The 26,026-nt window shown below is 46.7% G+C and carries 24 protein-coding genes; 9 read left to right on the top strand and 15 right to left on the bottom strand.

Going from position 1 to position 26,026, the window contains the following annotated elements:
• Positions 1–11: 11 nt before the first annotated feature.
• From M3661_RS21755 to M3661_RS21735, 5 genes are all read right to left on the bottom strand, one after another.
• Positions 12–548 carry a pyridoxamine 5'-phosphate oxidase family protein gene (locus M3661_RS21755; protein ID WP_251488525.1) on the bottom strand — a complete coding sequence of 179 codons (537 nt, stop codon included), beginning with the start codon at positions 546–548 and terminating at the stop codon, positions 12–14.
• A gap of 249 nt (positions 549–797) precedes the next feature.
• Positions 798–1,370: a hypothetical protein gene (locus M3661_RS21750; protein ID WP_065290084.1), complete on the bottom strand. Its 573-nt coding sequence runs from the start codon at positions 1,368–1,370 to the stop codon at positions 798–800.
• A gap of 2 nt (positions 1,371–1,372) precedes the next feature.
• The gene (locus M3661_RS21745) at positions 1,373–1,705 is read right to left on the bottom strand and encodes a PadR family transcriptional regulator (protein WP_251488523.1); all 333 of its coding nucleotides are present in this window, start codon (positions 1,703–1,705) and stop codon (positions 1,373–1,375) included.
• Positions 1,706–1,906: 201 nt separating this feature from the next.
• Complete coding sequence (locus M3661_RS21740) at positions 1,907–2,797, bottom strand: GNAT family N-acetyltransferase (protein ID WP_251488521.1); 891 nt, start codon at positions 2,795–2,797, stop codon at positions 1,907–1,909.
• Between the two features lie 166 nt (positions 2,798–2,963).
• Positions 2,964–3,719: a cyclase family protein gene (locus tag M3661_RS21735; RefSeq protein ID WP_251488519.1), complete on the bottom strand. Its 756-nt coding sequence runs from the start codon at positions 3,717–3,719 to the stop codon at positions 2,964–2,966.
• 264 nt (positions 3,720–3,983) lie between these two features.
• Here M3661_RS21735 and M3661_RS21730 point away from each other — a divergent pair, with 264 nt between their 5' ends.
• Complete coding sequence (locus tag M3661_RS21730) at positions 3,984–4,457, top strand: GNAT family N-acetyltransferase (protein ID WP_251488517.1); 474 nt, start codon at positions 3,984–3,986, stop codon at positions 4,455–4,457.
• A gap of 463 nt (positions 4,458–4,920) precedes the next feature.
• Positions 4,921–6,963, top strand: coding sequence for an ATP-binding protein (locus tag M3661_RS21725; RefSeq protein ID WP_251488515.1), 2,043 nt, complete (start codon positions 4,921–4,923; stop codon positions 6,961–6,963).
• A 28-nt stretch (positions 6,964–6,991) separates the two neighbouring features.
• On the opposite strand, the gene M3661_RS21720 is transcribed toward M3661_RS21725, so the two are convergent.
• A complete protein-coding gene (locus M3661_RS21720) occupies positions 6,992–7,135 on the bottom strand; it encodes a hypothetical protein (protein ID WP_251488513.1) in 144 nt (47 codons plus the stop codon).
• A gap of 258 nt (positions 7,136–7,393) precedes the next feature.
• On the opposite strand from M3661_RS21720, the gene M3661_RS21715 reads away from it, so the two are divergent.
• From M3661_RS21715 to M3661_RS21700, 4 genes are read left to right on the top strand one after another with little or no spacing between them, the layout of a single operon-like run.
• Complete coding sequence (locus tag M3661_RS21715) at positions 7,394–8,311, top strand: ABC transporter ATP-binding protein (protein WP_251488510.1); 918 nt, start codon at positions 7,394–7,396, stop codon at positions 8,309–8,311.
• Positions 8,308–9,057, top strand: a complete 750-nt coding sequence (locus M3661_RS21710; RefSeq protein WP_251488508.1) for an ABC transporter permease — start codon at positions 8,308–8,310, stop codon at positions 9,055–9,057. The genes M3661_RS21715 and M3661_RS21710 overlap by 4 nt, the downstream gene beginning before the upstream one ends.
• 13 nt (positions 9,058–9,070) lie before the next feature.
• Positions 9,071–9,802 (top strand): ABC transporter permease, encoded by a 732-nt coding sequence (locus M3661_RS21705; RefSeq protein WP_251488506.1) that lies wholly within the window; start codon positions 9,071–9,073, stop codon positions 9,800–9,802.
• 24 nt (positions 9,803–9,826) lie between these two features.
• Positions 9,827–10,180 (top strand): YxeA family protein, encoded by a 354-nt coding sequence (locus tag M3661_RS21700; RefSeq protein ID WP_251488504.1) that lies wholly within the window; start codon positions 9,827–9,829, stop codon positions 10,178–10,180.
• A gap of 207 nt (positions 10,181–10,387) precedes the next feature.
• Here M3661_RS21700 and M3661_RS21695 read toward each other — a convergent pair whose 3' ends face one another.
• The 4 genes from M3661_RS21695 to M3661_RS21680 form a co-directional block, all read right to left on the bottom strand.
• Positions 10,388–11,788 carry a sensor histidine kinase gene (locus tag M3661_RS21695; RefSeq protein WP_251488502.1) on the bottom strand — a complete coding sequence of 467 codons (1,401 nt, stop codon included), beginning with the start codon at positions 11,786–11,788 and terminating at the stop codon, positions 10,388–10,390.
• A gap of 4 nt (positions 11,789–11,792) precedes the next feature.
• Positions 11,793–12,518: a response regulator transcription factor gene (locus tag M3661_RS21690; protein ID WP_251488500.1), complete on the bottom strand. Its 726-nt coding sequence runs from the start codon at positions 12,516–12,518 to the stop codon at positions 11,793–11,795.
• A gap of 227 nt (positions 12,519–12,745) precedes the next feature.
• The gene (locus M3661_RS21685; RefSeq protein ID WP_251488498.1) at positions 12,746–14,218 is read right to left on the bottom strand and encodes a stalk domain-containing protein; all 1,473 of its coding nucleotides are present in this window, start codon (positions 14,216–14,218) and stop codon (positions 12,746–12,748) included.
• 191 nt (positions 14,219–14,409) lie between these two features.
• Complete coding sequence (locus tag M3661_RS21680) at positions 14,410–14,796, bottom strand: winged helix-turn-helix transcriptional regulator (protein WP_251488496.1); 387 nt, start codon at positions 14,794–14,796, stop codon at positions 14,410–14,412.
• 147 nt (positions 14,797–14,943) lie between these two features.
• Between M3661_RS21680 and M3661_RS21675 the strand changes: the two genes are divergently transcribed.
• A complete protein-coding gene (locus M3661_RS21675; protein WP_251488493.1) occupies positions 14,944–15,744 on the top strand; it encodes an alpha/beta fold hydrolase in 801 nt (266 codons plus the stop codon).
• 115 nt (positions 15,745–15,859) lie between these two features.
• On the opposite strand, the gene M3661_RS21670 is transcribed toward M3661_RS21675, so the two are convergent.
• The 3 genes from M3661_RS21670 to M3661_RS21660 are packed head-to-tail and all read right to left on the bottom strand — an operon-like array spanning position 15,860 to position 20,515.
• Positions 15,860–18,442: an AAA family ATPase gene (locus tag M3661_RS21670; RefSeq protein ID WP_251488564.1), complete on the bottom strand. Its 2,583-nt coding sequence runs from the start codon at positions 18,440–18,442 to the stop codon at positions 15,860–15,862.
• Entirely contained in the window at positions 18,426–19,718 is a 1,293-nt protein-coding gene (locus M3661_RS21665) for a class I SAM-dependent methyltransferase (RefSeq protein ID WP_251488491.1), read from the bottom strand. The genes M3661_RS21670 and M3661_RS21665 overlap by 17 nt, the downstream gene beginning before the upstream one ends.
• Positions 19,718–20,515: a nucleotidyltransferase domain-containing protein gene (locus M3661_RS21660; RefSeq protein WP_065290069.1), complete on the bottom strand. Its 798-nt coding sequence runs from the start codon at positions 20,513–20,515 to the stop codon at positions 19,718–19,720. Before M3661_RS21660 ends, M3661_RS21665 begins: the two co-directional genes overlap by 1 nt.
• 300 nt (positions 20,516–20,815) lie before the next feature.
• On the opposite strand from M3661_RS21660, the gene M3661_RS21655 reads away from it, so the two are divergent.
• The gene (locus M3661_RS21655) at positions 20,816–22,126 is read left to right on the top strand and encodes a helix-turn-helix transcriptional regulator (RefSeq protein ID WP_065290068.1); all 1,311 of its coding nucleotides are present in this window, start codon (positions 20,816–20,818) and stop codon (positions 22,124–22,126) included.
• Positions 22,113–22,919, top strand: a complete 807-nt coding sequence (locus M3661_RS21650) for a WYL domain-containing protein (RefSeq protein ID WP_251488489.1) — start codon at positions 22,113–22,115, stop codon at positions 22,917–22,919. The genes M3661_RS21655 and M3661_RS21650 overlap by 14 nt, the downstream gene beginning before the upstream one ends.
• Positions 22,920–22,998: 79 nt before the next feature.
• Here the strand turns inward: M3661_RS21650 and M3661_RS31070 are convergent, their stop codons facing one another.
• On the bottom strand, positions 22,999–23,535 hold the full coding sequence (locus M3661_RS31070) for a tubby C-terminal domain-like protein (protein ID WP_483874664.1): 537 nt from the start codon (positions 23,533–23,535) through the stop codon (positions 22,999–23,001).
• 235 nt (positions 23,536–23,770) lie between these two features.
• The gene (locus tag M3661_RS21645; protein WP_251488487.1) at positions 23,771–25,762 is read right to left on the bottom strand and encodes a methyl-accepting chemotaxis protein; all 1,992 of its coding nucleotides are present in this window, start codon (positions 25,760–25,762) and stop codon (positions 23,771–23,773) included.
• Positions 25,763–26,026 lie beyond the last annotated feature (264 nt).

Below are 26,026 nucleotides of genomic sequence, written 5' to 3'. Positions count from 1 at the left end.
CTCTTCCCTCTTTACACCGTTTTTCCAGGCTCAAACATTTTCCCCTCTTCAATCGGATTTTCTTTGGCGGTAATATGATGTGGATCTATTCGATACACCTGAACCGGGCCACCGAATACAGCTGATCGGTATTTGTCCACGTGCTGCTTGGGTAATGGACGATTATAGTAATCTGGCACATACTTATCAATCATTTCCTGCAGCATATGTGTAACTTCATCCAGATCGACGATAGGCTGTACCTTGCCAAAAATCATTACGCTCATATACGCTGTGTCCGTCTTGGCTGGCACCGGATTTGTAATCGTCCCGTACTCTTCACAAACCGTAAAGCAGACCTCCGGGTTTTCACCTATAACCTGATTTCTTCTCCCGCCAGTGGCTCCATGGAAATAAAGCTTGCCATCTGTCCAAACGAAATTAAGAGGAACAACATACGGCAGATGACCATCGACCATTCCAAGATGTCCAATTCGAGCTTGCCGTAGAAAGGTCTCAATCCTTCTCTTATCCAACACTTCTCTTATTTTGTAACGTACTCCATTCATGGCTTCACCTCTATTGAATTGAATGATTATGATGTGAGTCTATCAGCCATTGGAATGAGGTTAAATGTCCATAAACATGTAATTAATGCAATCCATATTAGACAGTAAGCGATCCCTCTTCGTCAAACCTGATAAGGAGCGCATCCGTGTTTAGTTCTATTCCGCTTAGCATAAGCTAGGCGCACTCCATGAAAAAACCGGAATGAAGTCACTCATTCCGGTTCCTCTGGCTCCACATGAACTGTGAGCTTATTCTATTCGATCCCGCCCCAAGCTGATCTGCGCATTCTTCATCATTCCGAGTGCCAAGCCAAGCATTAGGCCAATACCTGTGACGATAAAGAACAGTACGCCAATGCCCTCTTTCAGAACGACCATTTGCAGGATGACGCCAACAAGCGCACCAAGTGCCAAGCCAATGAACATGAACGCGCCGTAGTAGAGACCTATCGCCTCCGCAACAGCAGGCTCCCCATAATGCAGCCATTTCGCTTCGCTGTGCAGCAGCGGATTATCTGGATTCTCCACAGAGAACGCGGCCTTCGCGCGCTCGAATGCATCCTCTTCCGATATTCCCTCTTCCGTTACGAGATCTTGAATGTAATCGGACATATAGCTCATCAGATCTTCTTGCGCTTCCCGATTTTTCTGCGAAGTCCATTTGAATCTGGCTGCCTGCTTCTTCGCTTCTCCTAACGTTGCGTTTGCTTTTTGAACCAATTTCTCAAAGTATGTTAGTTCATCGCTGCCTGCCATATTTAATTGTGTATTTTGCTTAATGAACTGCTTCATTCTATGTTCCGTATCTTTATTTAACGTCATGGTCATTCCACTCCTTCTAAAAATTGATCCATTAATTGCTTCATGAACAGCCATTCTTCCTTCTTATGACTCAAATAGGCGCTGCCTGATTCCGTGAGGTGATAGTACTTTCTCCGAGCTGCCGCACTTCCCTCTTGCCAATAGCTTGTCACGTATCCATTGTTCTCGAGACGCTTGAAGGAGAGATACAACGTGCCTTCCTTCAGCTCGAAGGAACCTTGGCTCTGCTTCTTCACTTCCTTACTTAAATCATATCCGTACAAATCCTGATGATACAGCAGACTCAGGATGATCGTATCAATGTAACCGCGCAATATTTCCTTATCGACGTTCAACAAAGTCACTCCTCGCTTATACCTTTCTTTATTAGGTACAGAAACAGTATAAATGATCTATACCTTATAAAGCAATGTATAATTTAAAGTAAGGTATCATTCATCATTCTCCCAATCAAAAAACCTCCACGCATGCCGCACCTTATAAGGGTCAACATCCAGTGAAGGTTAATTGGGTTTTATTGTGGATTATCCATATATTTATCGGGTTATTTTATAAAACAATAGCCGATGCTTCTGCTGAAAACCTGCCTTCTGATAGAGGGAAATTGCCTTCCCATTCTCTTCCTCCACACATAAGGAGATTTCGTCAATCTTCCTGTCTAGGAGCAGGAAGCGCAGTGCCTCTTGTATCAGTGAAGTACCGAGACCTTGTCCTTGCGCATGCGGTGATACAGCGATGAATTCGATATTTCCTTCCTGCGCGTCGCAGTCTGCTTCCACATATACGTAGCCAAGCAAGCTCTGCTGGTGATCGACAGCAATAAATATCCGATGATCGTCCTGAAGGCGGCTCATAATTTCTTGTCCGCTGTAATATGTGTTCGGGAACGAAGCATCATGCAGTGCAATGAAGGCATTAACATAGTCTGGTGTGATCTCCTGTAGGGTATGGGCCGGCGCATAGGCAAATGCAGAGCGGGTACATACCAATACCAAATGGGCATGCAAATATGTTGACGACGATATGCCATCCATAAATTGCAGAGCCTGCTTGTTCTCCTCATTATAAAAGCTGTGCAGTGTCGTTACCTTGTCACCGAGCTGGTTAATTCCCGCTCTCCACAGCTCATGTGCAAGGTCGTTCCATCTCGCTCCCTCATCGATGAACGGCCCCCATACCTCTGCCACACCGCGTTCCAGGTCGACATCAAAGCCGAGTGCTCCTATGATTCGTTCATGTTCATAGGCAACCACGAAGGATGTATCTAACTCAAGATCAGAGAACTCCTCGGAAAGCGTGCCCGCAATTTCGTCTTCCTGATCCCCACAAAATCCAACATGATGCTGCTTCTCTTGATTCAATCGAGCGATAAAGACAGCTAATTCTTTGATACGTTCATATGAAATGGTATGAATTATGATCGACATGAAGTAATTTTCTCCTTATCATCCATCGTAATGCCCCAGCACCATGCCCATTCCCCACGCGACATAATATCGGTCGGTAAGGTCTGTATTCAAAAGCCCAGTAGTGAAATGAAACTGCGATCTCCTGAACCTCTTTTCTATAATCCGATTCTATGCTTGTTGCCGTTCATTCGAAAATAGCAACCGGACGCGCCCAGCCTGCGCTCGCCTTTTCAACTTTTACCGGGAAGCAGCACACCTTAAAACCGAATGGCTTCGGCAGCTGTTCCAGATTCGCCAGCTTCTCAATCTGGCAATATTCCTGTTCTTGGCCGACAAAGTGAGCCGCCCATAACACTCCATCCTTCGGTTCACGCTTATACGCCTCAGCTTGAAGGTTCAATGGAATATCCCAGCCCCAGCCATCTGTACCTACTACCTTAATGCCCTGCTCAATCAGCCAACGAGTCGCTTCTGCAGATACCCCAGCGTGCAGAAAGGCATAATGCTCCTCATAGAGGCGCTTGTCCGCATCGGTACGGATCAGGACGATGTCCAAAGGCTTCAGCTTGTAGCCGATCCGTGCCAGCTCAGCAACCAAATCATCCGTCGTAATCTCATAGCCGGTCGGCTTCTTGCTGAAATCAAACAGTACACCATCAGAGAAGAACCATTCCAGCGGGAGCTCGTCGATCGTTCTTGCCGGCTTGCCCTCCGAGGTTGGCCAGTAGTGCCACGGCGCGTCAACATGTGTACCGGCATGCGTGTTCAAGGTCACCGTTTCGGTAGCCCAGGCTTGGCTCTCTGGAAAATCATCTGGCTTAAGTCCAAGAATGGCGGCTGCCTGCTGAGCGCCTTCCTTGTGACTGGAATATTCAATCTTAGCCGGGAGCGGCTCGCAAATGCGCGGACTAATAGATACGCTTAAGTCTATTATCTTCATCTTCATTCCATCTCCCTCGAATGATCGGATATATCAGATGCAGCACGACTCGCAACGAGACGGAGCTCTATAACCAACAACTCTTGTCCTTACATTCAACAGAAAAGGAATAGTATCCTCCATATATCAAAAAGGTTCATATTTCATCGGAGATGAATAGCTTCCTTTATTCAGGTTTACATTTAGAATGTGCATCCAAATTGCTACACTGATTCCAAAAAGGTTAATCCAAATTCCTGTATAAGTTGAGGTGAAATCGAGAAGATGAACCAGCTTACAGTAAAACTGCAATTTTACAAGCCTGCATATTTGGAGGCACTCCAATCCTATCAACTCCCTGCGGAGCAAAAACAGTTTGCTGCAATGCCGAATCAACGATTGGATACCTCTGATGGTCAGCACCCTATCGTCATAACAGCTGGCAATCAGCCGGTAGGTTTTTTTGTATTGAATAAGAATGCAAGAGTTCAGGAATATTCCGAGAATCCACATGCGCTGCTGCTTACGTCCTTCTCTATCGATTATGCGAAGCAGGGGCAGGGATATGCTTCAACAGGGTTAGAGCTTTTAAAGAGCTTTATACCTGAACATTTTCCGGATTCCAACGAAATTGTACTGGCTGTGAATCATAAAAATATCCCTGCACAACGGTTGTACATCAAAACCGGATTCACCGACACTGGACAAAGATGCGAGGTCACCATTGACGAGCAATACATTTTCTGTTTATCAATATAATCTCCTCCTTCCCTAGCAAATAAAAAAGCACACGTTCCGCGGCATGCAGTATGGTCGAACGCGTGCAGTTACTTTCATGTGGCATCTTCTTCTAATCTCCGAATATAACGATGAGTTTGCTAAGCAAAAAAGAGGTAAACAGGATAATTCCCGTTCACCTCTCGATTCATTAAAAAGGGAGACTATTCTTGAATACTCGTTACTACACCGTCATCCAGATAAATATATTTAAAACCATTATAGACCCACTGTTCATGAATATAATAAAAAGAACCGAGGATGCTCAGGAAATACTCCTGATACCGCTCGGTTCTACACAGTTATGATGTTAAAGCTAATCGATAATATACTCCTCAAGTATGCTCTCTACAGTAGCAGTCTGTTGTCTTATCGATATTGCCAGATGAGAAGGGAATCGTTAACATGAGATATAAATGAATCACAAGGAGGCGCAGCCGATACCGTGCAGCTCCATTGGTTGGAACATACCAAACCATTCATCGGGCGCAGCAAAGAAATGAGTCACGTCATCGACTGGCTCGACGATCCCCAAGCCCCTTCCCGTATTCTATACATATCTGGCATGGGCGGCATAGGCAAGAGCTCGCTCATGACGAAGATGATGCTTGCCGTTCAGCAACGACATTGGACGAGCATCTGGCTGGACGGACGTTCATGCTTGACAACGCCCGTAGGATTTTTCGAATACTTAGCGTCCGCCATTCAATTAGAACGATATAATCGTCAGCCTGTCGATCCGCTCGAAGTACTTATTTCTGCTCACGCTTCCCATCGCATCGCTATCTTTATTGACAATTCCGAGCATATATCACTGCTGGAAGGCTGGATTATGAATGCATTTTGGCCGAAGATGTCGTCACAGGGTGTCCTCCTCGTATTCGCCTCACGCTCCCCTATCCCACTTGTATGGAAAACGAATCCGCACAGGGGGAGACACATTACCGAATTGCCGCTGGCCCATTTTTCGTTTGCGGAGACGATGGACTATATTTCACACACAGGTGCATTCTCGAAGGAGATAAGCGGGGAAATTGCTCGGAGCTCAGATGGCCATCCGCTCGGTCTGGCACTTGCAGTAGAAGCTGTTCAAAAGAAACAGGAGCTGTCGAACAAGGATACGAGTATTGTCTCTCAGACGATCAGCGCCCATTTACTGCGTGAACTCACAACCGATGAAGTTCAGCCATGCGTCGATGCATTGATCGTGCTGCAGCAAGCCAACCAAGAGATGCTCTCGAAGTTCCTGGGGCGCCCTGTCACGATTCAGCAATATCGGCTGCTGCAGAGCATGTCTTTTATTCGAACCGTTCCTGATGGCATTGCTCTGCATGATATTGCCCGTATGCATCTGCATCGGGATTTCCGAGCAAGAGAGCCCGAGCGATTGGAAGAGCTTCGAACGAAGGCAGCCAAGTTTCTCTATCAGCAATTTCGCCATGTAGATCTTCATCATAGGCGCGAAATAGCGGCTAAGCTGCTCTATTTGTGCAAGGATACCCTCCAATCTGATCGCCTGTATGCAGACTGGACGGTAGACTCGCCTGACTCGCCGCTCGAAATTGTGACCGAAGCCGATCTGCCTGTGCTGCATGAGCTGCTGGATCAGTGGTGCGACTATAGCATCGATCCATGGCAGCGTAGCATCTACCATCAATTTATGGATGAACTCGTTGAACAATTTCCAGAGAGTATTGTGGTTCTGCGCGAAGCGGATGGCAAGCCTATCGGCATGTTCATGTTGCTGCTTATGCATCGGGATACAAGCCGACTGATGGAACAATACATACCTTCCGAACTTCATGAATGCTTCACGCAAGAGGAACTAGCCTGCAGCGCGGATCAGGCAGATACGTACTACGCTGTCTTAGCAGCAGCTACAGACAAGCATCCCATGTTCACTCGAGAAGAGATCGTCGGCCTGCTTACCCGAGATCGGCTCTCCTTACTTGGTCAAGGCTCCCGCGCAGTGCTGGTTGCCACCAATCCGAATTTGAAGACATTCCTGCAGCAGGTTGGGTTCCAGCTTCGTCCCACACGTACAAGGAATTGTGATACTTCATACGCAAGAGCGGATATTTTGGAGCTTGATCTCAGACAAGAACGATTCGGGGAATGGATCATGTCCTTCTTCTCGGAGCAGACAAGTGAGTCCAGCGAGCAAGGAAGCACGATCACCGTACAAGATGTTCGCAAAATGCTATCCTGCCTGCACGAGCCCGGCAAACTAAATCACTATACCCGCTTCTTTCCTGCAATTGCGAACGGAGTCGCTCTGCAAGCACGCTTGCTATCTATCCTTGAGCACAACACATACCGCCTTCAAGAGCAGGATCTGCTTCTCCTAAATACGGCCTACAACTTGCATCCTCATAATCACATCGCGGCTTCGCTTGCCTGCAATATGAGCCGCGCCACCTATTATCGCTATTTAAACAAGGCTGTTCAAAATATGACCGAGATGATAAAAAGCAAGGGACTTCATTAACAGCACAGCAGGGCCTTGGGCTGATGATTCAATACATCTCAGCCTCAAGGCCCTCCTTATACACCTTAACCTCTTCCCGCAATTCCTGCAGAACGGCCCCCTCATCTAACCCTAGCTGCTCGATAATGTCCTCGACACGAACGACCACTTGTTTTTTCGACATTGAACTCATATCTACTCCTCCATCTCCCATATCTGTTCCATCTGTTCCTCTCATCATCAACCTCGTACATTCGAGAGTACTTTCTTGTTGCCTTTACTATAATTCAGAAACCCGGTTCCTTCGTCTCAACTTTTTCTCATCTTTCTTACATACACCGTCATTTAAGGTTGGCGTAAGGTAAATTTCAGCCTTATGAAAGGTTCGGGACTTACAGTTGAAGCATGAAATCATAATTTGAATGATACGAAATGGAGTTGAAGATACTCGATGAATACCCAACCCGTCGTTGCTACTTGCGGCCTTTCGAAATTTTATAACCATGTATGTCGGGTGAACAAAATTGACCTTAAGGTTCCTGAAGGCGAAATATACGGCTTCCTCGGCCCGAATGGGGCGGGAAAATCCACAACCCTGAAGATGCTGCTTGGTCTAGCCAAGCCCACCGATGGCCGCATCACCCTATTCGGTCAGGAGCTCGGCAAACATCGGCGTTCTATCCTCAATCAGATCGGTTCCTTGATTGAATCTCCTTCTTATTACGGTCATTTGACTGGACTTGAAAATATGAGGGTCATGCAGACATTACGCGGGGTTCCGAGAAAAAATATAGATGAGGCACTGAGAATTGTCCGACTTGAAAACCAGAAAAACAAAAAAGTAGAGCATTACTCACTCGGCATGAAGCAACGGCTGGGCATAGCTATGGCTCTTATCTCCTACCCCAAGCTGCTCATATTGGATGAGCCTACGAACGGGTTAGACCCTGCAGGTATCGGGGAGATTCGCGAGCTGATCAAATCAATGCCACGGCAGTACGGAATTACCGTGCTTCTGTCCAGCCACCTGCTCTCTGAAATTGAGCAGATCGCCACCTCCGTTGGCATTATTAATGACGGAAATCTACTCTACCAAGGGAAAATAGAGACGCTGCAGGAGCGAAATAGATCGTCACTCGCAATTCGAACGGGCAATAATGCCGCAGCCGCAGCATGGATGCAAACTCAGAGCTATATGGCCAACCTGCAGGACGAATGCTTACAGATCGAGCATATGAGCGATCAACAAGTGGCGAGGCTGAATAAGGAACTCGTGCTGAGCGGTATTGATGTTCTTCGGATCGAAGAACGCAAAAGAACACTGGAGGATATATTCTTGGAGCTTACCGGAAGGGAGAGGAGCTTATGATTAGAGCTTTGTCCCTAGAATATTTCAAGCTTCGCCGCAAGCGTATCTTCGCAATGGCAGCCTTATTTCTGGGTGCTCAAATGCTATGGGCGTTGGTATCAACAACGATGTCGATCGCTCGTAATCCCAGCAGCGCGGACTGGAAAACGATAATTGCAACAACAGCCTCCATGAACGGCTTATTTCTCCCGATTATCTCGGCTATCGTCGTATCGCGCTTGTGCGACATGGAGCACAAAGGAAGCACATGGAAGCTGCTAATGGCAACGAATATGAATCGGAACAGCTTCTATGCTGCCAAATTCATATGCGCTGCATCGATTCTCTTCCTTTACCTCGTCCTGCAGGCTGGCATTATTTTCGCGTTCGGCATGATGAACGGTTTCGATTCGATCCCGTTGCGACTGCTCATTTTGCATATTGGAGGAGCACTTCTGACAAGCATAGCCATCATTGCCTTGCAACAATGGATTTCCCTTATCGTAAAGAATCAATCCTTTGCCCTGTGCCTAGGCATGATTGGCGGTTTTATTGGCATGACAGCGGATCTATTTCCTGCATTCGTGCGCCGGATATTTATATGGTCTTACTATTCCGGACTGTCTCCTGTCTCCTATCTATATACAGAGAAAACCGCAACATACGTGATGCAGCCGCCAAGTCCCGTTCTGATAGCTGCGGTGCTGCTCATCGCTGCCGCATGTTACGCGGCAGGTAATATACATGTTTCTCGCAAGGAAGTATAGGAGGTTAATCGATATGTTACGAAGCGTTTCCGCCGAAGTTCTGAAGCTGCGGCATTCTCGAATTTGGATCATTCTTGTTGTTCTTCCCGTTATTAGTCTCGTAATTGGCTGTGCAAATTATTATTTCAATCGAGAGGTTCTGCAGCAGGAATGGTACAGCTTGTGGACGCAAGCTGCTCTCTTTTATGGCATGTTCTTCCTCCCTGTGCTAATCGCTATCTGTTGTGCCTATGCATGCAGATTAGAGCATATGAACCGGAACTGGAATGCTGTACTGACGGCCCCTGTATCCATTGCCAGCGTCATCATAGCCAAGCTGATTGTCGTTGGAGCGCTCCTGTTTATTGTTCAGTTGATATTTTTCACTCTCTATTTCGGTATGGGACATTTGCTTGGCATCTCCTCGGCCTTTCCTTCCGATGCGATAGGATGGATCTTTCGAGGATGGATATCCTCTCTCGCGATAGCTGCCATCCAGCTTGTGCTCTCGCTGCGAATCCGCAGCTTTGCAGCACCGATCGGCATCTGCTTATGCGCTGTTTTCCTTGGGTTGGGGCTGTATGTCGCGAAGTTCGGCATGCTGCTGCCGTATTCCATGCTGACGATTGGTATGGGTGTACTCAGTCAGGAAAGTCTAAATGGTGCGGAGCTTATCCAATTCTATGTGATCAGCGGCATTTATATTGTTCTGTTCACTAGTCTCGCCATTCGCAGCCTGCAAAGGAATGATGTCATACAAGCCTAGTTCGCTCCAGAAAGGGAATCTGAAATGAAAAAAATAATTCTTATCGCCGCGCTGTTGTTCGCAGCCGTCGTAGCATTCGGTATATTCTTCCTTGCTCCGGAAAGACTAGCGCCGGACAACCCGGAAGGGAAGACGATATATTATGTACAAATCAACAGTAACGAAGCGATGAAAAACAAGAACGGCAGATATGAATACAGCCTCCTCGCTTTTGATAGCCAAGGGAGTCAAAAACAACTGGACTTTACCACCAGCAAGCAATTACGTGAAGGAGCTTATCTGGAGCTGTATACGACAAGGCTTCGAGGAGTTACCTATTGGCATGAAGTTCCCTATGACACTCTTCCCGAGAACATAAGAAGAACCTATAAGCCATAGTAGTTTTATTCAACCAAGGGCCGCTATCTGGATCATACGCTGATCAGAGAACGGCCCTTTTCGTGATTGTTTAACTGAGGAGCATATTAGCATATTCATTGATCAAGAACGTTGAACGTCATGATGTAAATGAGATATTCCATAAATACTAGAACACCATCATACAATTCTACTAACTGTCTATGTTCGTCTTTTTGTTAGCTTAGATTAGCTACAAGCTGCCTTGGCCGAACAGCTTGGCAGCTCAATTGTAGCGCACATGCCCTGCCCCGTGTCACTCTCCAGCAACAGCTGTCCGTGATGTGCCTCGGCAATTCTAGCCACCATAGGAAGTCCCAAGCCATGTCCATTCTGTCGCAAGTTCTGCCTCTCCGCGGAGTATGGCAGTTTCAACAGATCCTCCAGCGATTCACGCTGAATCCCTACTCCGTTATCCATCACTGTAAATTGACAAGCCGAACCATCGGCTGATTGATTTATAAGCAGCGAAATGTCGCAGCCATCTGGATTATGATCGATGCAATTCTGAACCAGATTCGTGATGGCACGAAGCATCAGCTTGCGATCGACTTCAGCCTGAATATGCTCTTCCTTGATCTGCAATTCAATGGCATACTGCTTATCCAGCCCTTGATTCAGAAAGTCTGCAGCAACCTGTCTGGCTAGAGCCGCCAATCGCATAGGCGCCATGTTCAAGGGCTGCATCTCATACTCCAGCTTGGAGACAAGATTCAAGTCAATAACGAGGGAGCGCAGCTTCTCTCCCTGCTTGCGAATAATTGCCGCCTGTTGCCTCTGCTCCTCAGGCACCTCCGCATGTTCCTCCAGCGCGCTCGCATAGCCAAGAATCATGGACAGAGGCGTACGAATGTCGTGGGAAATTCCCGCAATCCAATTCGACCGCGCCTCATTGCGAGTACGAAGAGCCGCCTGCCTTTCTCGAAGCATTTCAGAGGTGTCATTGATGCTTCGCGCGAGCTTGCCGAATATCCCCTTCTCTTCTGCACGGACGGCCTCTTCCTTGCCTAACGCGTTAACAACACCTGTGAGCGGCTTCAATGATCGGGCAAGGCGAGTACCGATTATGATAGCCAGCACGCAGCCGAGCACGATGTTGCCCAACAGTAGGTATAGGGATCTCTGGGGTAAAGACCGTATCCATGGCACGAGAAAGTCGAAATGATACTTCGCATAGCTATCCTTCGGATAACCAAGTACGACCAGTCCATCTGTATGTTCCCATACGTAAACCGGATGCTCCTGCAAAAAATGACGGGTGAACTTGGCAACCTCGGTTAAGGAATACGCACGCGGGACGTCTTCAGGCAGCTTGTAATCCCATATGACTTGGCCGCCTTCATCAAGCAGCATCGCCCATGCCTCGGTATCCTCCAGCATCTGGCGGGAGGATATGTCTAATACATGCGACTGTCCCTTCCGCTGCAAATGATTCGCAACATACTCCACGGCATGCTGTGGAGATTGTCCGGCGTTAATCTCTTTGAACACGAAGAAACCGAGCATAACCAAATTCAAAGCAATAATTCCGGCAAAAATGACAAACGTAACGCCCGTAAACCGGCGAATAAGTCGGATAATATTATCCATCGTCCTATGGCTCCTTCACCATAAGCTTATACCCGAGCCCTCTAACGGTTAGCAGGCTGCAGGGAGTAGAAGGATCCACCTCGATCTTCTCCCGAATTCGCCGTATATGCACCATTAACGTATTCTCGTAGCTGGTGCCATCATCGCCCCAACCGGCCTGGAACAATGCATCAGTCGTCACAATGCGTCCTCTATTCTCATATAGCTTCATAAGAATGGCATGCTCCTTGGCCGTAAGCGGCTGCTCGCGTTCTCTATCCCCATCAGTCTTGCGATACACTACAGCGCTCTCTAAATCCACTGTACATCCTTCCAAGTGGTAGGTCGGCAACCTCTCCTCCTGATGCATCTGGTACACTCGCTTCAAAATGCCGTTCAGACGAAGAATCAGCTCCCTTGGCAAAAAAGGCTTCACAATATAATCATCGGCTCCTAGACCTAATCCGAGCAGCCGATCCTCATCCTCGCCCCTCGCAGACAAGAACAGCGCCGGCATGCTGGAGAATTGGCGGATGGCCGTCAGTAGCGCGAAGCCGTCCTGATCTGGAAGCATTACATCCAAGATGGAGATGTCAGGCTTGTCCCTGCGGCACGCGGCTAGTGCAGATTTGCTGTCGGATGCCGTATAAATTCGATAATATCCCTCTTTGCGCAGCAGCATATCGATCATGGTTCGAATATCAGGTTCATCGTCCACAATAAGTATTTTTTTGCTCTTTAGATTGTCCACACTGCTCCCCTGCCTTTTCTTACGATAAGTAGTTCGTTAAGCATATCATTGGGTTGGAATCGACCGAGGGAAAATAATATCTTCGACAAGAAGATGTATATAACCTGCCTAAGAGAGTACTCAAGGGCTCTAGGAGGAAGCTTGAGCCCTTGAGTACTCTCTAATTATATAAAAAAGAGCCCTGCCCGGTATTTGTCATAACCGGAGCAAGACTCCATTCATACTCCCTATTTCATCGTAATCGAAATTTTATCTTCCTTTTGCACCCATTCTGCCTTCGCTCCCAGCTTCTCGCTAATGAAGCGAAGCGGCAAATAAGAGGTTCCTTTAATCGCAAAAGGCTTGTTGTCCAACTGAACTTCCTTGCCGTTCAGCGTCATTGTCCCCGACTTATAGTTGACATCAATGGTCAATTCCGCGCTGCCAGTACCCGCATTGGAGCGGCTGACCGTGACAACCTTGCTTAGTATATCAAACTTGATCGTGGCACCCAGCTTCTCGAATATCGAACGAATCGGCACGAAGGCTTGACCGTTGCGAATAACAACGCCGTTGTTCATCTTAACAGTCTCTCCATTCAACACAAGCGATACCGCACGGTGTACCGGCACGGCCTGCGCATGCATAAACTCATAGTCCCCGTTTCCTAAATCCGCATCATTGTTAACGCCCCAGCCCCATAGAGAGCCGTCTGCCTTCTGCATGATGATATGTCTCCAGCCAGCCTTTACCGAGCTGATATTCGAAGCAATAAGTTCAAACTTGGCGCCGCTTGACATCGATTCGGTTTCAATAGACGCTTGATATACGTTTCCGCCATTCGTGAGCGCAATGATTGAACGTTCCACAACATACGCTTCTTTCACATCAGAGATATTCTTCAACTGAATCGGCTTCGGATTGTCATGAACCGTCGTTACGTCGGACACCCCCGTCCACGTACCACCCCAAAACCAGAGGCGAGATGCAGAGTCGATTGCCAGATTCGCTTCTCTATTTGAATAGATGGATCGGATCGCAGCCAAACCATCAACTTGCGAAGGAACTGGGGTGCTTCCCGCCGGAAATTGAAGCGGCCAGCTCCACACCGTGCCGTCCTTTTTAAGCACCAGCCCGCTCGCCACGGACTTCACCTGAGGTAAGGAAGCAACCTTCTCAAACGAAGTTAATTTATTCGTTCCCTCCCATACAGTACCGTCCTTCTTCAGGAAAAACCATCGTTCCGGGTTCGGATGTTCAGGGGAGTACGCAGCTATTTTTTCAACCTGATCGATGCCGGACAGCTCCTTGAATTGAGCATTGTCTTCGTCTGCAACAATATAAACTTTGCCATCTGCATCAATAGCTAAATCGCCATTCCAGAAAACCATATCATTTATGCCGCTTACGGGGTGAATCTTAATTTCTGGCGATATCGCGCTACCTTTCAAATACCATACCTTCTTGTCATCCGTCACCACATAAGGGCCAACGATCCGTGTTACTGGGCCAATTCCATGCAATTGAGTCGGCACAGCCTGATAATTTCCCCACACCCAATAGGTTTTGTCTTTCTTAATTAACGAGTTCGATCCATATTCTTGAATTGCGTTGCTTGATTTCTGCTCTGCCGATACGATGGATGCATTGGATACTCCAATTATCCCTAAGCTCAATACCGCCGCCAGCATCCATTTTCCCGCATGTACTATTCTTCTCATTATAACGTTTCCTTTCTCTATGAAATTGAAAGTTTTCTATCCATTTCCATACCACATTCTACCATTCCTTCAACATGATTTTCCACAGATTTTATGGCACAATTTCATGAAGCTCAGCCTGCTATATCTGTAAAGGAGCCAATGTATCCTGGCATTCTTACATTTTGACTCTCTCTCGCCACATGGCATGGTTAAAGGTCAGTTACCATGTTATTCTCTGCTGGGATCACCTCTCGCTTATTGGCCAGCTGGAATAGCTCCCCCCACTCTTGCAATTGATCGATAATCGGCTTTAATTTCATCCCAAGCTCAGTTAATTCATACTCTACCTTAGGCGGAACTACAGGATAGGCATGACGGCGAATGATTCCCGCAGCCTCTAACTCCTTAAGCTGTTCCGCAAGCATTTTATGATTAATGCCTACAATCCCTTTCTTCAGTTCCCCATAACGATGCTTGCCTGCAAACAGTTTGCAAATAATAGTCGGCTTCCAACGCCCCGAAATGATAGAGACTGCCAACTCGATTGCACACTGGTACCGCTTCCCATTGATTTCATACATAGACGGACTTGTCATCTCATACTCTCCTTACGGTAAGTATTTCACCAAAAAGTGCGTACTTACATTAATTATGTTCATCAATTATGATTAGCATCGAAAAGATAAGCGCCAATCAAAATGATCAGTCGACAATCTCAATATATCATATGGGCGGTGGATGAAATGGATAAAATTGTGAAAAAGGATTCTGTAGAGGTGTTATATTCCGTTGAAGGCAGCGGATCAGGCTTATTGCTCATTCATGGGACAGGAGCAACCCATCAATTGTGGGAAGAATTAAGTCATACCCTGTCCTCCCACTTCACCGTCATGTCACCCAACTACGGTCAGTTGGGAGCAAACTTACGACTAGAGCTGGACGATGTGGTGGAGCAACATCTAGCCGTCGCTTCCCAGGAAGGATTCGAGCAATTTCATGTTATTGGCTACTCGCTAGGAGCAGAGATTGCCGCAGCTCTGGCAGCCAAATACCCAGGGCGCGTGCTATCGCTTACGCTGGTTGCAGGATGGGTTGAATCAGACGTGTCGGTACAGTTCCAATTCGATTTATGGCACAAGCTGCTCATTTCCGATCGTACCGCATTCGCCCAATTCCTAATGTATACCGGCTATAGCTCCGATTATTTGAATCGGTATGCCATTCATGAGCTGCTGGCGATGGCAGATGATCTCGCTCAAAATCTTGCGCCGGAGATGAACCATCACATTGAACTCGATACCTGCATCAATCTACGTCCGCTCCTAGGCAGCATTACCGCTCCAACTCTCATTATTGGATTGACCCATGACCGCATGGTGCCTGTCGAGCAGACGAAAGAACTTGCTGCCCTGATCTCCGGTTCACAGTACCGTGAAATTGCTTCTGGACATTTGATCGTCACGGAGAATGGCGTCGCCTTGCTAGAAGAACTGCTGCTCTTCCTCGCTCAAGTAGATGAGCGGCTTAGATCAGTTCTGCGTTAATCTATCAATTCATGCAGCAGAGCGCTCTATTAGGTCATCCTAAAGAGCGCTCTTACTAAATAAAGTCATCAATTGACCAATTCCATCAACAATGATTACTTTCAGATCATGCCTGTTACAATCTTGGATCAAGCTCTTTCTCTCTGCCTACTTCAAATAATAGATTTGCAACCAGTTCCTTATACTCCGCATGCTGAGGTGTTATTTCATTAAGCTTTACAGCAAGCATTTGCTGGCCCAGACGATACTCGCCCAGCGAGGTCTTCAGCTTCTGGCGCACATTTTTCTGCTTGATCAGCTTATCGTACTTATGCGGAAATTGATAATCATAGCCGTAAACAAGAGACAAATAGTCCGCGTTTCTTACCTTCATATAAGGTACGGCATTGTTTATCGTGTTCTCTGGTTTTATGACTACGCCTTCCATATGTTTCTCCGTTGTCAGCTTAGAGAAACAGCGCTCTGCTTGCTCAACATAATCTGGCTGTGTTAGATCCACAATTATGTATTCGTCGTCAGACAAGAAGCTAAAGATCGCAGATGTATTCTCATCTGGAATACGTTCCTCACCCGACTCATCAATCACTTTAAGCAGACCAAACGGCTTATATTCCAGTTCCCCATCCTCTCCGTACAGCTCCAACTGCTTCTGATAGGTCACGTATGCATTCTCATGCTTGCTCAGCGGGACATTCGTCTTGATCGCATCGTGAACATGCTTATAGCTCTGATAGATATGACTGCCGTACTTTTCACTAAGAACCGATTTCGACATATGATACTGGTCTTTTTCAAATTCCGTACTCCGATACGTCTCCGCAAGCTTCCCCCATGCAGCTTCAAAACCTTGCTGCTGTAAAAATTCAAGCTCGCTCTCCAAAGCTGCCGCAATCGGCTTGAACTGCCGTTCGATCAGCCCTTCCCCCATCGCTCTCCAAGGCAGCAGCTCACCGTCCAACAGAAGCATCGCGATCTGGTTCTCTTCCATAAAAGCCCGGAATCTATGTAGCAGCTGCTCGTATACATCTGTTAGATCCACTTGCTTGACTCTATATCCGTTCCGACTCACTGCGAAACATTGCTCAACGTCACGATACAGATAAATATTACATCTCGATCCCATATATTTAGGCTGCAACACTACCTTCTCTACTTGATGTTCTGCAAAGTAATCCAATCCCCGCTTCAACGATTCCAGCTCATGCGCATCTACATCTTTATCCGAAGGCGACATCGTTCCAGATATGAAATTAATCTGATTCCGTGTACAGTAATGCAGCCTCCGCACTTCCTCATCGTTTAGATCCTGCAGAGATACTTTCCGCTGAACTTCGAACAGTGTCGACAGCTCATCTTCCATAATCGCTTGCTTGGCAGGATGCGATTTGTAGAATGGCTTGTAGGAGATACTTACAGCGGTCAATCGATTGCCATGCACACTGCCCGTGTCTACGTGAATTTTGTTCTTGATACGAAAGGCTGTCTTGGCCGCCACATGGCCGAATATATGATAAGGCTGATTGCTAACCGCTTCTTCTTGAATAAAGCGCAGCTGTTCTTCGAGCGGTGCATCCCGATCAATGCGGGAATTACGTTGACGACGAACGGCCTTCCCATCCAGCTTCCCAATATACTTGTTCCTGCAAGGTGCGTGAGTCACATAGAACGATGGCGCATTAGGCGAACGAAATTGATAGAACGGCTGCGATAGGGACACCAAGTGATTAAATCTATCCAACAGTTCTCGATCCCCCATCAACACCTGAATCGAATCGAAATACGTGCGTACCAGCTCCTGGTCGATACCACTAACCTCTCCCTGCAAGTACTTGTATACGAAGTTCTCATGGTTTCCGAGCACGAACCGGAAGTGCTCCCGATTGTCATATAGAAAGTCGATGGTTGCTTTGGTCGCTCTGCCTTTATCAATCCAGTCTCCTACCAAAATGATGTCCGTATCCTGCACCCGCTCCGTGGCGCTGAGCTTGCCGTCCTCAATTCGGTAGCCGCAGCCGCGCAGCAGCCCTTGCAGGTCATGAATGCATTCATGCACATCGCCGACAATCGTATATTTGCGTTCATTTGGCAGGAATGTAGCCGCATATTCGCTTCGATTGTGAACAATGACGCGATATTCCGGATTAGCAGCCCCCTGTTCATGTAAGTAAAAGTCCTTGCTGCGCACCCGATGGATATTGGCATATCCTTCACGCGCAAGAGAACCGAGCACATCCTTTTTCAGCCGATTCATATGGTTCGTAATCAGTCTCTTCGAACGCTCCGAGGCATAATAGTCCTCGCGCTTGCGATAGTCGAAGAGGATGACCTCTACGTGGTAGTGATTGCGTTCGGCAATCTCTCTAACCTTGGCCCTGAAATCCTCGGCTAGTCCGGTCGTATCCAGAATCACGAACTCAGCATTCACCGGAAAAGAAGTGACCATGTCCAGCTTCGTATATAGCAGATTGAAAGCTTGGGCGCTGGCCTCCAGCATAACCTGATCATATTTATCATAGTCATGGCCGAGTATTTCTTGCCGCATGCTGTCCGAGGACAAATATTGCACATTCATTTGCATGGCCCCTGATGCATTTCCCCTTAACTGCGGCATCAGCACTTCCTTGGCAAACGTCGTCTTGCCGCATTCCGTCGGCCCAATCATCATATAGATGGTATGAACGTTAGTGACAAGCTCCACATTCTTCTCCTCCTTTCCTAATAACGACGCCTTGTGTCGTCGATATGCCATTCACACGATCCCCGATCGCTACGAATTCGTATGTGTATGCTGCTCCATAAGCGCTCATCGCTTCCGCAAACCAAGCTTCGAATTCCTCTCTTCCCATTTCCCAGCGGTGGTCGAGGTGCCGGAACTCCGTCAGTTCGTAGAAGACGTTAAAGTCTGCATTCGGCGTCGTAATGACGAAATGTTCAAAATCAATATTTGTACAAATCGACTGAATCAGATGCTTCGCTTCATCCTTACTCATATGCTCAATCACTTCTGTCAACATCACATCGACCTGCTCCCCGTTGTAATGCTCCATGAAGTGTTCAAGTGACGGATAGGTTATAATGTTATCTCGTTCTTTGGACTCGGCCTTTCGCTGCACGACCGCAAGCAGATCTTCATTAATATCTATTGCATAGTAGCTGCTGCTCTCCACTTTCGAAGCGTATGGTATTGCATAGAATCCCTCGCCGCAGCCAACATCGAGAATCGATTTGTTGAAGGGCAGCATGCCTGCAATGAAATTTCTCCGCTGCATTGCAGTTCCGCCGTACTCGAACTGGATCGCATAACGATCGGTGCGTTCCAGTTCCACTTTATGTTTGCGGAAATCCTGCTTCGAGGACAAGAAGATGCGTGCGAACAGACTGCGAATATAGTAGGGGGCATCTATAATGTTCATACTCTTCACATATTTCACGATCATACTGTCTGAAATATCAAGACTCTCATTTCCGAATATAGACAAGAATAAGCACAGCACACTCACGACATGAAGCAGCTCATGCAAGCTTCGCTGTGTCGTTATCTTAATAGAGTAGCTCTTATCCGTCCTGTGATGTAGGTCGAAGGTATATGCCGTTACATGTTTTTGAAAAAAATGAATGTACTGCATGCGATCCACATGAATCATGTTGATGGTAAAGGAATGCTCATAACCCACGACATCCTCTTCGCTCTGCGCCTTGAAGGGTGCCGAGAAAAATTCGCCAATCGCATGCAGCGGGAAAATCGGCGTATTATAGCGAGATACGTTCAAATATTCAAAAAACTCATCCTTATGCTGCTTATAGGAAACCTCATTGTCCGCATCCTTGAAATATACGTTATACTTCGCTGCATCGCTGTACCAGCCGTATGCCGTCCCCTTGCGAATCTGTCGCAAGATCATTCCGTTATGCGGATTTTTCCGAATGAGAAATGAAAACTGTGGATGCGTTGACGATAATTGCACGATTGCCATTATGCTTCTTCTCTCCTTACATCTGCGGTTGTAATCGACCTGCGGAATAATTCATCAAGCCGTGCATCATATCCGCCTGCTGCAACAGGCTGTTGTGCGGCAATCCGTTCATAGTATCCGATGGATTGTTCGATAAAGGCATTGATGACTTCGATTCTAGGCTCCATATTCAACTCTTCTCCCGCGATCTTGCGTGCAAGCAATTGTTGAATAGCGGCATGAAGTTCGCTGTTCGCCGGCACAAGCCGATCTACCAGCACTGGGAATTCGATAGGCGGCATCTCGTGATAACGCTCAATCCACTGGCAGGCCAGCAGCGGGCGCAGCACGTAAAAGTACTTTTTGATCTTCACGGACTCCCTCTGCAAATACTCCCTGTAGTTTCCTGTGGCCATGTGCAAATAGTGATACATACAGGCTCTCGGAGAAAAGGTATAGGAAGATAGAACACGTATCTGCTCCACTACATCCGATTCTTCCGCATATACAATCGGAGATTGCAGCCATTCAAGCAACGGCGGATTCGACTTGCGGAATAAGGATAATGCTTTCTTCATATCCCAACCATTGATATCCAACATATTGCTGATCGGCCGCTCAATCACGTCTCGTTTTTCGAATAAGGATAGATAGCTGTCCATAGGCCTTACATAGATGAATCGAACATCATAATCGCTATCCCTCGATGGAAATCCCCAAGCCCTGCTGCCTGATTCGCAAGCATATACTATTCGTACCTGTTCTTCTGTCTCGATATTTCGTAACGCATCTATAATTTGCTGCCGTATATTTTCCATATAGGTTTGACTCCTTCCCTATCAAAGCTATCCCTTTGCAAGCTGCTCTTTTCGGTGTATCACTGCTTCGATTGATTTCCATCCTTCAACGCATGGTACTTAGGGTTTCCAGCATTTTAGCCATTCCCTAACCGTTGAACGGATACGCATTGCTTTGTGCATTCATCATCTCTTATTTCCGGTTTTGCGAACATGGCGAAAGTATTACGACCTACCGAGATTATTTCGTGCTTCCGCAAATGTTTACCTGATACAATAAAAGAGAACTGCATGGGTTACTTGGGAGGAAGGAGATTCGACGTGGCTAAGGAGAGTTTCGATAAGGAGATTCAGTATTTGCGCACGCTCATGCTGATGAGAGGGGCGTTCAATAGACAGCAGCTTGCAGATCGGCTGGGCATTTCCGTACATACATTGGACAAAACGGCTCGACGCTTGAAAGAAGTTGCCGCTGCCTCAGAGGTACAATCTAAGCATGCCTCAGAAATGGAGCTGGCAGAAGCTGTTCATCAACGTAATGACGATTCATCCGATCCTGCCCTATTGTTCTTGTTTCGAGCCAAGTCATTGAAGGAATCCGAATCGGTTCGGATATCGACTATTTTGGAGGCGCTTCAGGAGCAATCTATGTCCGCTATGGAGCTTATGGATGAATGCTGCGGCAGAACGCCGGAAGAGCTGCCGATGCCCGATGAGAAGACAATTCGAAGCGACCTGAAATATTTGGAGTCGGTTGGCGTCATACGCAAAGCGAATGCATCCCGTCCATATCGCTATCGCTTGAACGATGAGCTCATACAGCAACTATCGGATGAGGAGCTGCTTGATTTATACGATTTCGTGGATGTAATGGCGAACACGCAAGTGCCTTCTGTCCATGGCTATTTGCTGCGGGACAGCTTGAAGAAGCAATTGCTGCTTGATCATGAGGGGCAATATCTTACTGACACCTTTTTATATAAATATCACTATCATTTTCGCATATTGGATGAGGCCCATCTGTTTACCTTATTAGGCGCGATCAACAAGCGATGCAGAGTGCAATTCCAATACTTCACGCCCAAGGCAGAGAAGAGCTATGCCGCGCAGCAGACGAATCCGCGCTTCGAGAGGGAAGGCGTAGGAACTTGGCATAAGGCTCTGCCCTTAAAGATTGTATATGACCATCAATATGGAAGATGGTATATGCTTAGCAGCGATAGAGAGGGTATCCGCAAGTTCCGCATGGAGGGCATGACCCACATTGAAGAAGTGGAGGATGTATCCGAGGACGTATTTCAGATGAAGACAGCGGCGCTCATGGAGAAGCTTCAGTACAGCTGGCTTATCGATACCGGACGGCCCGTGAAGGTGCGTGCCCGCTTCTTCAGTCCTCGCCCAGGAGAACCGGACTTCATTAAGCAGCGGGTACTGCTGCAAGGGCAGTGGGGGGAAATTGTTGAGGAAGATGATCAATCCTTCCTATACGAAATTACGGTGAATGGAATTATGGAGATTAAGCCTTGGCTGCGCAGCTTCGGATCGAGCTGCGAAGTGCTTGAACCCAGACATCTACGCCGTGAGCTGATAGAGGAATGGAAGGAGATTGCTGCTTACTATGAACCCATTTGAGAAAATCTTTGGCTATCAAATTCTATCCCGACTCGAAGATGCAGGTACATTCGTGGTCACCTCCCATGAACGGGCATGGTTGAAGACGATGCTCGCGCATCCAGCAGCGAGCGAGGCCTTCTCGGAAGATACGATAACCAAATTACATGAAATCCTGTCTTCAGAGAACCTCATGGATACCTCCCATAATCTTATTGAGAAGGCCAAAAGCAAGGAAAAGCATGTCTATCATCCGATGCTGCGGCCGCTCCGCAGGTACATCTCTTCCGGAACAGGGATACGCATCAGCTACGCAATCAAGGGCGGTCGCATCAACGAGGAGCATGAGGGCCTTCCATATAAATTAGAGTATTCCATTATTAAGCGAGAATGGTACCTGCTCTGGTACCATCGTCAGCACCGTGGTCTCATGAACACCAAGCTGCGCAATATTACATCATTGACGGCAGAATCGATCCCGCCTGCGGAAGCGGAGTACATTCTAGCAAAGCTTGCCCGCTTGCGCGATCGTCGCAAATCTGAGGTTGTGATTGAGGTCATCCGTGAATATAACCGCGAGCTGTCGCGCATCTTGTATGCCTTCTCCTGCTTCGAGACGGAGGTGATGTACGATGAGGAACAGCGCAGCTACCAGATTCGAATCCTGCTGCCGTGGAATGAGCATGAGTTCCTCTTGTCCAAGATACGCTTTCTCGGCAAGCGCGTCCGTGTGAAGGATAGCGCATACCTGCAGAAGCGCATGCGCGAGACGGCCGCCATGGCACTGGCAAGGTATGAAGAAAACAGTGTATAGACCTAAGATGGTGTGGGGTGGGCTCTCGCCAATCCTACACCAGAAGGTGTTCGTTTGTATAAATAAGCTTTCAGGGCTGTCACGTATAATCTCTCAACGAAAATAAATAGTAGATACACGCTAAAGTATAAACGTCCACTTCATCGTCTAAAAGCTCGATCGTAATCGTCCGAGGAGGTATAACCTTATTGTAAGTAATCAAAGCTATGTATCTGTCAGATTCAGATGAGCATGTTAACTTAGTGGTTCGATCCATGAAGTCCTTTTTTAATAAGTAAACCTTATTATCAATCACGAACTCCATACTAGGATTTGGTTTGACCCTTGTTTTATCTTTCAGCACAAATCTTCCGAAATGTTTAGAATCCACGTTCCATTCCGACCTAATCATTGTCTGGAGCGACCAAACTTCAACCGCCTTACTCATTGACCTTCCTTCGTTATCAAAAACTTCAGCATTGATCAAGTAATCACTAAAAATAGTATCAACAACATAATGGAGCGTACTATTATAGTGCCTTCGAATTTCCCCTACTCGATTCCCGTTTGTATCTATTAATGCGAATTTTTTTCTGCTTTTGCGATAGATAGGGGATACATATTGATAACGGGGCATTGGATCACCACTTTGCAGATTATAATCAACATTCAATGTCAAGAAAATATTTCCTTTTATTTACTATCCCCCAGTATGAATGACCTTGTCAATACGCTGCCAACCATTCTATCTCATGTTTTTCTAATCATATCCATTCAACCAACTTTATGCTTAAGACTACCCAAATAAAAACGGCTGTAGCTGGGTTCATAGAAGATCCCAGCATACCGCCGCGTAACATCACAATGATAGCTTATATTTTAAATTTCTTCACTAGCAATTCCAATTCGCTGCTGGACCGGCTTAAATCTTCCGCCGACTGCGAGACCGTATCAATTGCTTTCAACTGATCCTGCGTCGAAGCGCTGACTTCTTCCGCGGCGGCTGCGGATTCCTCCGAGATCGCGGACAGATTTACGATGGACTGAACCACGTTTTCTTTCAGCTCGGACGCCGTCTGTATTTTGTCCGACATTTCCATAATCGCCTCGATCACTTGCTGCATCAAGCTTTGAATGCTTGTAAATGCAATCTCTGTCGACTGCACGGCCACATTTTGTTCCGAGGTGATTTCCTTTGTCCGGCTCATCGCCCGGGTGGCATTCGCAGCCTCTTCTATAATGCCCTGAATGGTGCTGCTAATTTGCTCTGTCGAACTAGCGGATTGTTCTGCAAGCTTACGCACTTCTGTGGCCACGACCGAAAATCCCTTGCCAGCCTCTCCCGCTCTGGCCGCTTCGATCGACGCATTTAAAGCAAGCAGATTGGTTTGAGCTGAAATCGCTTTGATCATTTCGGCCACAGCCTGAATGTCGTTGATTTTGGTCACGAGCAGGTTCAATACTTGTTCGATCGATTGAATTTCACGGAACGATTCATCGGAACGCGCTTGCAGCACAGCCAACGTCTCTCTTCCATCGATGCTTGCCTGCTGCGTCTGGTTTGACTTCGCCTGCATGGAGGACATCGTTTCTTCCACCGATCTAAACTGCGAGTCCAGCTTGCTTGTGACCTCCTGCATATGATCCAGATTTGTTGCGCTTTCGGCAGAACCTTGCGCGACATCCGACATGGCGTGGGCAATTTCTTCGCTTGCCGCTTTTGTTTCTTCCGATACGGCACTCAGATTTTCAGCCGACTCCGTGAGCTGTTCAGAGGAACCAATCACGCGGGACAAGACTTCCCGCATGCTTTGTACCATATGATTAAAGTGGCCTGTTAATTGGCCAATCTCGTCCTTCGAACTTACCTTCCCTTCCACGGTCAAGTCTCCATCAGCCATTAGCTGCACCTGCTTCGTCAATTGAACGATCGGCTTCGTAAAGAAGCGGGCGACAAAGTAGACAATAATATTTGAAACGACGATGGCGCACAAGGTTATGATGATGTTCATGTATTTAATATGATTCGTGAGCTTTAACAGTTCGTCTTCTTGATAGACAGCACCGATTTTCCACCCTGTAAGACCGGACGTCCTATAATACAGAACTTCCGCTTCGCCTTTATCCGTGTAGCTGACCTTTCCTGCACTCTCATTTGAAGTGTAAATTTCGTCAACATATGATCTTTCCCGCTGATTTTTCCCGGCTGCATCTTCTGTATCCGGCAGTACTACCGAGTTTCCTTCTGCATCCAAAATAAATCCAAACCCATTATATCCTACATTCGTTTCACTGATTTGCTTTGTCAATTGTTCCAGGTTCACATCAAGCGAAATAACCCCGAGAACCTTGTTGTTTTCCACAACAGCCTTAGAGATCGCTATTTTCATTTTCTGACTGACACTATCCTTATACGGAGGGCTGAATTTCACTTTATCCTTATCATCGTTAGCCAATTTATACCACAGCCGAGTATGGGGATCATAATCTTCTTTGTATACATTAGACTCGGGATCAAACATCTGCTTCGATGAGTTCCCCATATAAATAGCCGATATCTCAGGGTTGATTTTTGTATAAGATTTCATCACTTGAATCATGTTAGGAGTTAGCTTGTCTCTGTTTTTTACAATGTCTTTGATCTCCGGATTTTCACTAAAATGCAAAATATCATTTGCATAATTATTTAGACGCAAATCCGTAACTTGCATTAAGGCCTCCGCTTCTTCGCTTCCTAACTCGTCCAGCTCTTCTTTAAAGCTGGTCGTCATCTGCAAGTTAGTTGTCAATTGCAGAATGACCAAGGAGGAAACCAGCAATACTGCAAAAATTAACATAAGCTTGTTCTGTAACTTTTTAAACATGATGTCGACCCCCTATGAATTGTAAACGTTACAAAACTCATACTGGGATCTGAATAAAAACCCCAGATTAGACGTTATAACGTCTTTAACGTGGAAATTTTAGCACATGTTTAATATGTATAAAATGATATAACTCCGAAAGATTATGCGGAATTATACAAAATTATTGATAAATTAACGGCGTGTTTTATTAGAAAGGGACAGTTGTATCAAAGGTGCCAACGATAAAAAATGCGGCCAAGATGGCAGCGTCGAAAAGGGACA

Origin of the sequence: Paenibacillus sp. MER 180, assembly GCF_023713665.1 — a bacterium.
Lineage (GTDB): Bacteria > Bacillota > Bacilli > Paenibacillales > Paenibacillaceae > Paenibacillus_B > Paenibacillus_B suaedae.
Note: the sequence above shows the minus strand (reverse complement) of the source record. Positions and strands in the feature narration are given on the sequence as shown.

Coding starts and splice junctions, on each gene's coding strand:
- M3661_RS21755 (WP_251488525.1), bottom strand. CDS start 548: ATGAATGGAGTACGTTACAAAATAAGAGAAGTGTTGGATAAGAGAAGG.
- M3661_RS21750 (WP_065290084.1), bottom strand. CDS start 1,370: ATGACGTTAAATAAAGATACGGAACATAGAATGAAGCAGTTCATTAAG.
- M3661_RS21740 (WP_251488521.1), bottom strand. CDS start 2,797: ATGTCGATCATAATTCATACCATTTCATATGAACGTATCAAAGAATTA.
- M3661_RS21735 (WP_251488519.1), bottom strand. CDS start 3,719: ATGAAGATAATAGACTTAAGCGTATCTATTAGTCCGCGCATTTGCGAG.
- M3661_RS21730 (WP_251488517.1), top strand. CDS start 3,984: ATGAACCAGCTTACAGTAAAACTGCAATTTTACAAGCCTGCATATTTG.
- M3661_RS21720 (WP_251488513.1), bottom strand. CDS start 7,135: ATGAGTTCAATGTCGAAAAAACAAGTGGTCGTTCGTGTCGAGGACATT.
- M3661_RS21715 (WP_251488510.1), top strand. CDS start 7,394: ATGAATACCCAACCCGTCGTTGCTACTTGCGGCCTTTCGAAATTTTAT.
- M3661_RS21710 (WP_251488508.1), top strand. CDS start 8,308: ATGATTAGAGCTTTGTCCCTAGAATATTTCAAGCTTCGCCGCAAGCGT.
- M3661_RS21705 (WP_251488506.1), top strand. CDS start 9,071: ATGTTACGAAGCGTTTCCGCCGAAGTTCTGAAGCTGCGGCATTCTCGA.
- M3661_RS21700 (WP_251488504.1), top strand. CDS start 9,827: ATGAAAAAAATAATTCTTATCGCCGCGCTGTTGTTCGCAGCCGTCGTA.
- M3661_RS21695 (WP_251488502.1), bottom strand. CDS start 11,788: ATGGATAATATTATCCGACTTATTCGCCGGTTTACGGGCGTTACGTTT.
- M3661_RS21685 (WP_251488498.1), bottom strand. CDS start 14,218: ATGAGAAGAATAGTACATGCGGGAAAATGGATGCTGGCGGCGGTATTG.
- M3661_RS21680 (WP_251488496.1), bottom strand. CDS start 14,796: ATGACAAGTCCGTCTATGTATGAAATCAATGGGAAGCGGTACCAGTGT.
- M3661_RS21675 (WP_251488493.1), top strand. CDS start 14,944: ATGGATAAAATTGTGAAAAAGGATTCTGTAGAGGTGTTATATTCCGTT.
- M3661_RS21665 (WP_251488491.1), bottom strand. CDS start 19,718: ATGGCAATCGTGCAATTATCGTCAACGCATCCACAGTTTTCATTTCTC.
- M3661_RS21660 (WP_065290069.1), bottom strand. CDS start 20,515: ATGGAAAATATACGGCAGCAAATTATAGATGCGTTACGAAATATCGAG.
- M3661_RS21650 (WP_251488489.1), top strand. CDS start 22,113: ATGAACCCATTTGAGAAAATCTTTGGCTATCAAATTCTATCCCGACTC.
- M3661_RS31070 (WP_483874664.1), bottom strand. CDS start 23,535: ATGCCCCGTTATCAATATGTATCCCCTATCTATCGCAAAAGCAGAAAA.
- M3661_RS21645 (WP_251488487.1), bottom strand. CDS start 25,762: ATGTTTAAAAAGTTACAGAACAAGCTTATGTTAATTTTTGCAGTATTG.